Source organism: Glycomyces harbinensis, from assembly GCF_900101745.1.
In the GTDB taxonomy this organism is placed as follows: Bacteria; Actinomycetota; Actinomycetes; order Mycobacteriales; family Micromonosporaceae; genus Glycomyces; species Glycomyces harbinensis.
Genome location: NZ_FNAD01000032.1, coordinates 1 through 7,254 on the forward strand (window position 1 = coordinate 1; position 7,254 = coordinate 7,254).

Genomic DNA, 7,254 nt, shown 5'->3' on the forward strand with positions numbered 1-7,254 from the left:
GTACTAACCGCCGAGAACTTAACATAACTTCGGTCTTGATAGCGACATGACACTCACGCACACTATGCGATTCTGAAACCACACACCAGTCGGTGTGACCGGTTCAGATCACGCACAATTGTATAGGGAAAGCTCGAGCAGCTCGACCCCCGCACCGCGGGGACACCGAGCAGCCGGACAACCCCTTACCGGCCGCGCACGCGTGTGTGGTCCCCAGGGTTTGTTTGGTGGTGAGAGCGGAAGTGACACACCCGGTCCCATTCCGAACCCGGTCGTTACGGCTTCCAGCGCCGATGGTACTGCACTCGAGAGGGTGTGGGAGAGCAGGACACCGCCAAACATTTAACATATGGGAAAGGCCCGACGCCGATGCGTCGGGCCTTTTCTTTTTGCATTGGGTAAGGCCCTATCGCTTTGCGATGGGGCCTTTCGCGTGCTCTTTGAATCTATAGGCGCGATAGGATTCGAGCTGTGTACGACCAGTCTGTTCGCCGCGTCGGGGTGTTCGGGGGGACTTTCGATCCTCCCCACCTCGGGCATCTTGTGGCCGCCAGCGAGGCGGCGTTCCGGTGCGGACTGGATGAAGTGGTCTTCGTCCCCGCCGGCGACCCGTGGCAGAAGCACCACCTCAAGGTCACCGATGCGGCTGGGCGCCTTGCGATGACGCGGCTCGCCGTCGGCTCGGATCCGCTCTTCCGGGTCAGCACCTGCGACATCGACCGCGACGGCCCCACCTATGCGGTGGACACCGTCGCCGACGTGCGCGCCGAGTACGACCACGAGGTCGACCTGCACTTCATCATCGGCGCGGACTCCCTGGAGAACCTCCACACCTGGCACCGGGTCGAGGAGCTGTGCAAAGCGGTGAAGTTCATCGCGCTGAACCGGCCGGGGCACTCGCGGCGGGACGTCGACACGTCGTTCGGCGTGGAGGTCGAGTTCATCGACATGCCCGCCGTCGACGTCTCCTCGACCGAATGCCGCCAGCGCGTCCGCGACGGCGAGCCCGTGCGGTACCTCCTCACCGGTCCGGTCGGCGAGTACATCGTCGAGCGCGGGCTTTACCGCGGCTGAAGGTTGGGACGCGTCGCACAGGGACGGGCACGAAACAGGGAAGCTGTCGTCATACCCAGCGTGTAAGACTAGACCTGAGCCGGCGGATCGCCGGTGGAGATCTCTTTGTAGGAGCGTTCGTGACCGCAAGTGAAACCGCTTTGACCCTGGCTTTCGCGGCAGCCCAAGCGGCCGCCGACAAGAAGGCCTTCGCCATCAACCTCCGAGACGTCACTTCGAAGATCGCCCTCACGGACGTCTTCGTGATCGTCTCGGCCTCGAACGAGCGGCAGGTCCACGCGGTCGTCGACGCGGTCGAGGAACGGCTCATCAAGGAGCACGACACGCGTCCGCTGCGCCGTGAGGGCAAGGGCGGCGAGCAGTGGGTGCTGCTGGACTACAACGAGATCGTGGTGCACGTCTTCCACCAGGAGGCGCGGGACTACTTCGGGCTCGACGGCCTGTGGAAGGACTGCCCCGAGATCGAGTTCGAGGACCAGGCCGACGCCGAGCTGGCGCGCCGCCGGGCCGAGGCCGGTATCGAGGAAACGCAGTGAACCGCCTGCTCATCGTCCGCCACGGGCAGACCGAGTGGAACATCGCGGGCCGCATCCAGGGCTCCTCCGACATCGACCTCGACGAGACCGGCAAGGCCCAGGCGGCCGAGGCCGCTCCTGAGCTGGCCGCGTACGAGCCGACCCGGATCATCTCCTCGGACCTGCGGCGCGCGGTCGACACGGCCCGTCCGGTCGCCGACATCACCGGCGTCGAGGTCGAGTTGGACAAGCGGCTCCGCGAGCGCGCCTACGGCCCCTGGGAGGGCCTGACGCACCACGAGATCGCCGACCGGTTCCCCGAGGACCACCGGCGGTGGCGGTCGCAGGAGCCGTTGCAGCACCCCGATATCGAGACGTGGGCCGAACTGCACCGGCGCACGTCCGAAGCGGTGCGCGACATCGTTGAATCGGACGTGGAGGGGACCGCGATCGTGGTCTGCCACGGCGGTTCGGCGCGCCAGATCATCGGGGGCATCCTCGACTGGGAGCAGGGACCGACGAGCAGCCTCTCGGGCATGGACAACGCGCACTGGGCCGACCTGCGGCAGATGCGCTCGGGCAAGTGGCGCCTCTACGGCTACAACCTCGGCGTTCCCGACCCGAGCACGATCGGGCAGAGCCTGCTCGCGAAAGGCCAGCAGGCCGGCCGCTAGCCGCGGCGCTCTTCGGTGAGCGCTGGACCCGGGCGCACCGCCGGCCGTAGGCTTCGAACGTGGTGCAACCGCGCCGCGATCGGAGGCGTCAAATCGGCATGGACACGCATGCATCTCGCGTCGGACGATTCGCGGGCCAGACCGGCCCGCTGGTCGGCGCGTTCATGATCGCCGTGCTCGCGGCGTGCGGTTCGGGAGAAGGCGGCTCCGACGAGTCGGCGACGCCCTCGACCGTGACAGCGCCGACCGAGGCGACCACCCCGCCCGAAGCCACCGAGGAGGACCCCGTGACCGAGGAGACCACCCCGTACCTGGACCCGTCGCTCGGCGACTCGTCCAAGCCCGGTTCGGACTCGCAGACGACTATCTCCGGGACCGTGGCCTCGGGTGTCGAGACCGGATGCCTGGTGCTGGAGCACAACGGCACGCTGTACGGGATCTACGGCAGCTTCGACTCGTCGGTCGTGTACGCGGGCGCGACGGTCACGCTGCACGGCAAGGTCGAAGCGGACATGATGACGACCTGCCAGCAGGGGACCCCGTTCGTGGTCGAAGATGCCGAATCCGCGGATTAGGTAATGTGGCGGCGTGACCGTCGTCGTCGTTACCGATTCCACTTCGGCCCTGCCTGAGCCGCTTCGCGCCTCGCAGGGCCGCCTGACGGTGCTCGGGATCCCGGTGCTGATCGGCGGCACCGAGCACCGCGAGGGCGAGGACGTCGGCGGCGAGGAGATCCTGCGCGCGATGCGTGAGGGCCAGACGGTCACGACCTCGGGCCTGCCGCCGGAAGAGCTGCGGGCCACCTACCAGCGACTGCTCGACGAAGGCGCGGACGGGATCGTCTCAGTGCACTTGTCGGGCCGCCTCTCGGGGACGGTCGCGGCGGCGGAGGCCGCCGCTTCCGGTTTCGGGGGCCGGGTCGCGGTGGTCGACTCGCTCGGCGCCGGCATGGGGGTCGGGTATCCGGCGCTCGCGGCCGTGGAGGCGGCCGAGAAGGGCGCCGACGTGCTGGCCGCCGCGGCGGCCGCGCTCGAGGCGATCGGACGCACCACCACCTACTTCTACCTGGACACGCTCGAGTACCTGCGGCGCGGCGGCCGGATCAGCGCCGCGAGGGCGATCGTGGGGACGGCACTGTCGGTGAAACCGATTCTGGGCGTTGAGGACGGCAGCATCGACGTGGTCGAGAAGGTCCGCACCCCGACGCGCGGGCTCCAGCGGCTCGCCTCGCTCGCGGTGGCCGACGCGGGCGGCTCGGAGGTCGCGATGACGGTGCACCACCTGGGCGCCGAGCGGCGCGCGGAGGCGCTCGCCGGCTGGCTCGAGGAGCATTTCGCGGAGCGGCTGCAGCGCATGGACGTGACCGAAGTCGGCGCCGCGGTCGGCGCCCACTGCGGGCCCGGCCTGGTCGGGGTCATCACCCGCCGTATTTCTTGAGGTTCTTTCTACAACGGCCATCCACAAACCCCCACCCACCCAGAGGGGAACAAACTGTCGCGCCGCTCGATCCTTCCCGCGGGGTCCGACAGGAATCGCGCGGAATCGGGCCCGATCCGGCGTGATCCGGGCCCGCGCGCGGAAAAGTCACCCGAAAGAACTTCGCCTGGTCGTAGCGCCGTTGCGCGCCGCATTATGACGCCTCCGACCAGGCCTCGTCCACACTTCTTACAGTTATCCACAGGGTCGATTCGGTTGTCCACAGGCCCGAAAATTCTTGAGTCACGGCCGTGTCCTTCGCTCGTTGAACCCGATATGGAACGCGTACTTGAACCTCAGACCGCCAAGCGACCACCCGCCTCGACACCCCGCACGGACCGCAGTCTCCCGCCTGACTCTGCGGCACTCGCCGCGCGACTGCGCCTGAAACTCAACGAGCAGGACCGCGCGGTCTGCACCGAGACCCTCGACCCCGACAGCGGCGACGCCAGGCCCGAACCGGTCCTGCACCCGCCGCCGTCCCGACGGTTCGACGAGCGCCTGGAACGCCTCCAGACACGCCTCGGCCTCTCCCACCTCAACCGATGGGTCCTCCTGGCCGTGGCCGTGCTCATCGCCGCCGTGGGCCTGTCGGTGACCATCCTGTCCTGGCCCGATGCCGAGCCCGCCGCGACCGCTCCGGCCGTCGCACCCGAAGCGTCAGCCGCCGCGCCGGCGTTGATCGTGGTCTCGGTCGCCGGCGCGGTCAACGAACCGGGAATCGTGGAACTGGAGGAAGGCGCCCGAGTCGCCGACGCCATCGAGGCCGCCGGCGGGCTGACCGAAGGCGCCGACCCCGGCTTCCTGAACCTCGCCCGCGTGGTCGCCGACGGCGACCTCGTCGCCGTCCCCGACGCCGCCGCCTCGGGCGCGGCCGCGCCGGACCCCGGCGAAGCAGGCGCCGCAGCGGGCGGACTCGTGAACATCAACGTCGCCGGAGCGTCGGAACTGGACGCGCTCAACGGCATCGGCCCGGTCCTCGCCGAGCGGATCATCGAATACCGCGAAGCGAACGGCAGCTTCCAGTCGGTCGACGAGCTGTCCGAGGTGTCCGGCATCGGCTCGGCGCTGCTGGAACAGCTCCGCGAGCAGGTGACGTTGTGACGGCCTCACCGTGCGGCCCGGGGGCGGTCCGATGAGCGCCGAGTTCACACTCCGACCCGCGCCTTCCGAAGTGGTACGGCGGGACTGGCGACTGCCGCTCGTCGCCGCGGGCGTGTGGACCGCCGCACTGGCGGGCCTGTACGGCACCGTCACCACCGGGACGCTCACCGCGCTGGCCTGCCTCGCCCTGGTAGTGGCCGGCCTCCGATGGCGCCGTGGCCTCACCGCGGCCCTCGCCACGGCCGCCTTCGGCGGCATGCTCGGCGCGGGCGTCACCACCGTGCACGTGGCAGCCCGAGACCATGCGGGCATCACCGCACTGACCGAGACGGAGACGAGCGGCGAAGCCGAACTCGTCCTCCACACGGTGCCGAAGGCCTCGACCCGGCGGCCCGAGATGGTCACCGCCACCGCCCGGCTGCGTTCATTCGAATCCGAAGACGTTGCGGTCGAAGGAAACTGGCAGGTGCTTCTGGTGGGCAGCGGCGAGGAATGGCTCCAGGTGAGCTCCGGGCAGCGGATCACCGTCCCGGCCGTGCTCCGCGAAGCCGACTCCGGGCGCCTCACCGCCGCGATCGTCAGTGCACGCGGGCCTCCCGAACTCGACGGGCGGCCGGCGCTCGCGCACCGGTTCGCCGCCCACGTGCGCGAGCGGCTCGCGACCGCCGTCGACACCGTGCCGCAACCCGAAGCGGGACTGATCCCCGCCCTCGCGGTCGGCGACACCTCGTTGATGGACGCGGAACTCGCCGCCGACTTCCGTTCGACCGGACTGGTTCACCTCGTGGTGGTTTCCGGATATCACCTGAGCCTGGTGGTCGGGGCGGTCCTGGCGGTCGCCCTGGCGCTCAGGGCCGGACCGCGGGCCAGGGTCCTCGCCGGGGCACTGGCGGCGGCGGCCATCGTGGTCGTCGCCGGACCGCAGCCGAGCGTGTTGCGGGCGGCCGTGATGGCCGGGGTGACACTGCTCGCGCTGGCCGCGGGCCGGCCACGCGCGGCCATGCCGGCCTTGGCGACCGCGGTGCTCGTGGTCGTACTCGCCGACCCCGACATGGCGGCCCAGGCGGGATTCGCGCTTTCGGTGGCCGCGTGCGTCGGCCTGCTGCTCTTGGCGTTCCGGTGGGCGAAGCCGCTCGAGCACCGAGGATGGCCGCAGCCGGTGGCGCTGGCGGTCACGATCCCGCTCGCGACGCAGGTGGCGGTGACGCCGCTGCTCGTGGGCCTCGGCACGGGCGTGAGCCTGGTGTCGGTTCCGGTGAACCTGCTCGCGGCGCTGGTGGCCGCTCCGGTGGTCATGCTGTCGGTGGGGGCGGCCGCGGCGGCCGTGATCTGGCTTCCGGCAGGTGAGCTGGTCGCCCAGTTGGCGGCGCTGCCCGCGCGATGGCTGATCTGGCTGGCGCGCACCGGCGCTGAGATACCGGGAGCGATGCTGCCGGTGCCGGGCGGATTGTGGTGGGGCCTGGCGGCCGCGGGGGCGCTGGCGGCCGTGATCGGGCTGGCACGGGTGCGTGCGCTGCGGCGGCCGCTGCTGGCGGTCCTCGTCGCGGCGGGTCTCGGGATGATTCCGGCCTGCCTGCTGACCGGTGGTCCGCCGTCAGGCTGGGTGGTGACCATGTGCGATGTGGGCCAGGGGGATGCGTTGGTGCTTCCGGCCGGCGACGCGGTGGTGGTGGTCGACGTCGGGCCCGAGCCCGCGGCGGTGGACGCGTGTCTTGAAGCGCTGGAAGCGGACCGGATCGCGCTGCTGGTGCTGTCCCACTTCCACATCGACCACACGGCCGGCATCGGCGGGGTGCTGGAGGGGCGTGAGGTGGTCGCGATCCTGGCGCCGCCGCCCGGGGAGGCGCAGTACGGCTTCGAGCTGGTGGAGGAGCGGGCGGGGGCCGTGCCGGTGCTGGAGGCGGTGCCGGGGGAGGTGTTCGAGTTCGGGCAGACGCGGCTGGAGGTGCTCGGTCCGCCGCCGGAGTTGCTGAGCGGCACCCGGTCTGATCCGAACAACAACTCGGTGACGGTGCGCGCCGAGGTGGCTGGGACGAGCGTGCTGCTGACCGGCGATGTGGAACTGGAGGGCCAGCAGGCGCTGCTGCGAAGCGGGGCGGCACTGGACGTGGACGTGTTGAAGGTGCCCCACCACGGGTCGTCGTTCCAGGTGCGGGAGTTCCTGGAAGCGGCCGATCCGGCGGTGGCACTGGTCGGTGTGGGGAAGGGGAACGAGTACGGGCATCCGGACCCGGGGCCGTTGGCGATCTTGGAGGAGGAGGGTGCGTTGGTGTTCCGGACCGATGAGGAGGGCCGGATCACCGTGGTGCGGAATGAAAATCGGTTCGAGGTGACGACCGGCGGCTGAGGATCGTCGGGGCGTGGGCGTGGGCGTGGGCGTGGGCGTGGGCGTGGGCGTGGGCGTGGGCGTG

At 70.2% G+C, this 7,254-nt stretch carries 7 protein-coding genes and 1 rRNA gene; all 8 read left to right on the forward strand.

All coding sequences use genetic code 11. The features are described from left to right. Positions 1-223 precede the first annotated feature (223 nt). The 8 genes from rrf (at position 224) to BLQ63_RS27525 (ending at position 7,190) form a co-directional block, all read left to right on the forward strand. Positions 224-340, forward strand: a 5S ribosomal RNA gene (gene rrf, locus BLQ63_RS27490). A gap of 131 nt (positions 341-471) precedes the next feature. Beyond that, positions 472-1,074, forward strand: a complete 603-nt coding sequence (gene nadD, locus BLQ63_RS27495) for a nicotinate-nucleotide adenylyltransferase (protein WP_091040741.1) — start codon at positions 472-474, stop codon at positions 1,072-1,074. A 119-nt stretch (positions 1,075-1,193) separates the two neighbouring features. Beyond that, entirely contained in the window at positions 1,194-1,610 is a 417-nt protein-coding gene (gene rsfS / locus BLQ63_RS27500) for a ribosome silencing factor (protein WP_091040742.1), read from the forward strand. Further along, the gene (locus tag BLQ63_RS27505) at positions 1,607-2,263 is read left to right on the forward strand and encodes a histidine phosphatase family protein (protein WP_177155136.1); all 657 of its coding nucleotides are present in this window, start codon (positions 1,607-1,609) and stop codon (positions 2,261-2,263) included. The genes rsfS and BLQ63_RS27505 overlap by 4 nt, the downstream gene beginning before the upstream one ends. Before the next feature lie 98 nt (positions 2,264-2,361). Further along, positions 2,362-2,838: a hypothetical protein gene (locus BLQ63_RS27510; RefSeq protein WP_091040744.1), complete on the forward strand. Its 477-nt coding sequence runs from the start codon at positions 2,362-2,364 to the stop codon at positions 2,836-2,838. A gap of 13 nt (positions 2,839-2,851) precedes the next feature. Next, positions 2,852-3,700, forward strand: a complete 849-nt coding sequence (locus BLQ63_RS27515) for a DegV family protein (protein ID WP_091040745.1) — start codon at positions 2,852-2,854, stop codon at positions 3,698-3,700. Positions 3,701-4,015: 315 nt separating this feature from the next. Continuing rightward, on the forward strand, positions 4,016-4,843 hold the full coding sequence (locus tag BLQ63_RS27520; RefSeq protein ID WP_177155137.1) for a helix-hairpin-helix domain-containing protein: 828 nt from the start codon (positions 4,016-4,018) through the stop codon (positions 4,841-4,843). Between the two features lie 31 nt (positions 4,844-4,874). Further along, positions 4,875-7,190, forward strand: coding sequence for a DNA internalization-related competence protein ComEC/Rec2 (locus BLQ63_RS27525; protein WP_091040747.1), 2,316 nt, complete (start codon positions 4,875-4,877; stop codon positions 7,188-7,190). Positions 7,191-7,254 lie beyond the last annotated feature (64 nt).

What these genes read in the sequence shown, in the direction of transcription:
- BLQ63_RS27520 (WP_177155137.1), top strand. Translation starts at nt 4,016, where the DNA reads ATGGAACGCGTACTTGAACCTCAGACCGCCAAGCGACCACCCGCCTCG.
- BLQ63_RS27525 (WP_091040747.1), top strand. Translation starts at nt 4,875, where the DNA reads ATGAGCGCCGAGTTCACACTCCGACCCGCGCCTTCCGAAGTGGTACGG.
- BLQ63_RS27510 (WP_091040744.1), top strand. Translation starts at nt 2,362, where the DNA reads ATGGACACGCATGCATCTCGCGTCGGACGATTCGCGGGCCAGACCGGC.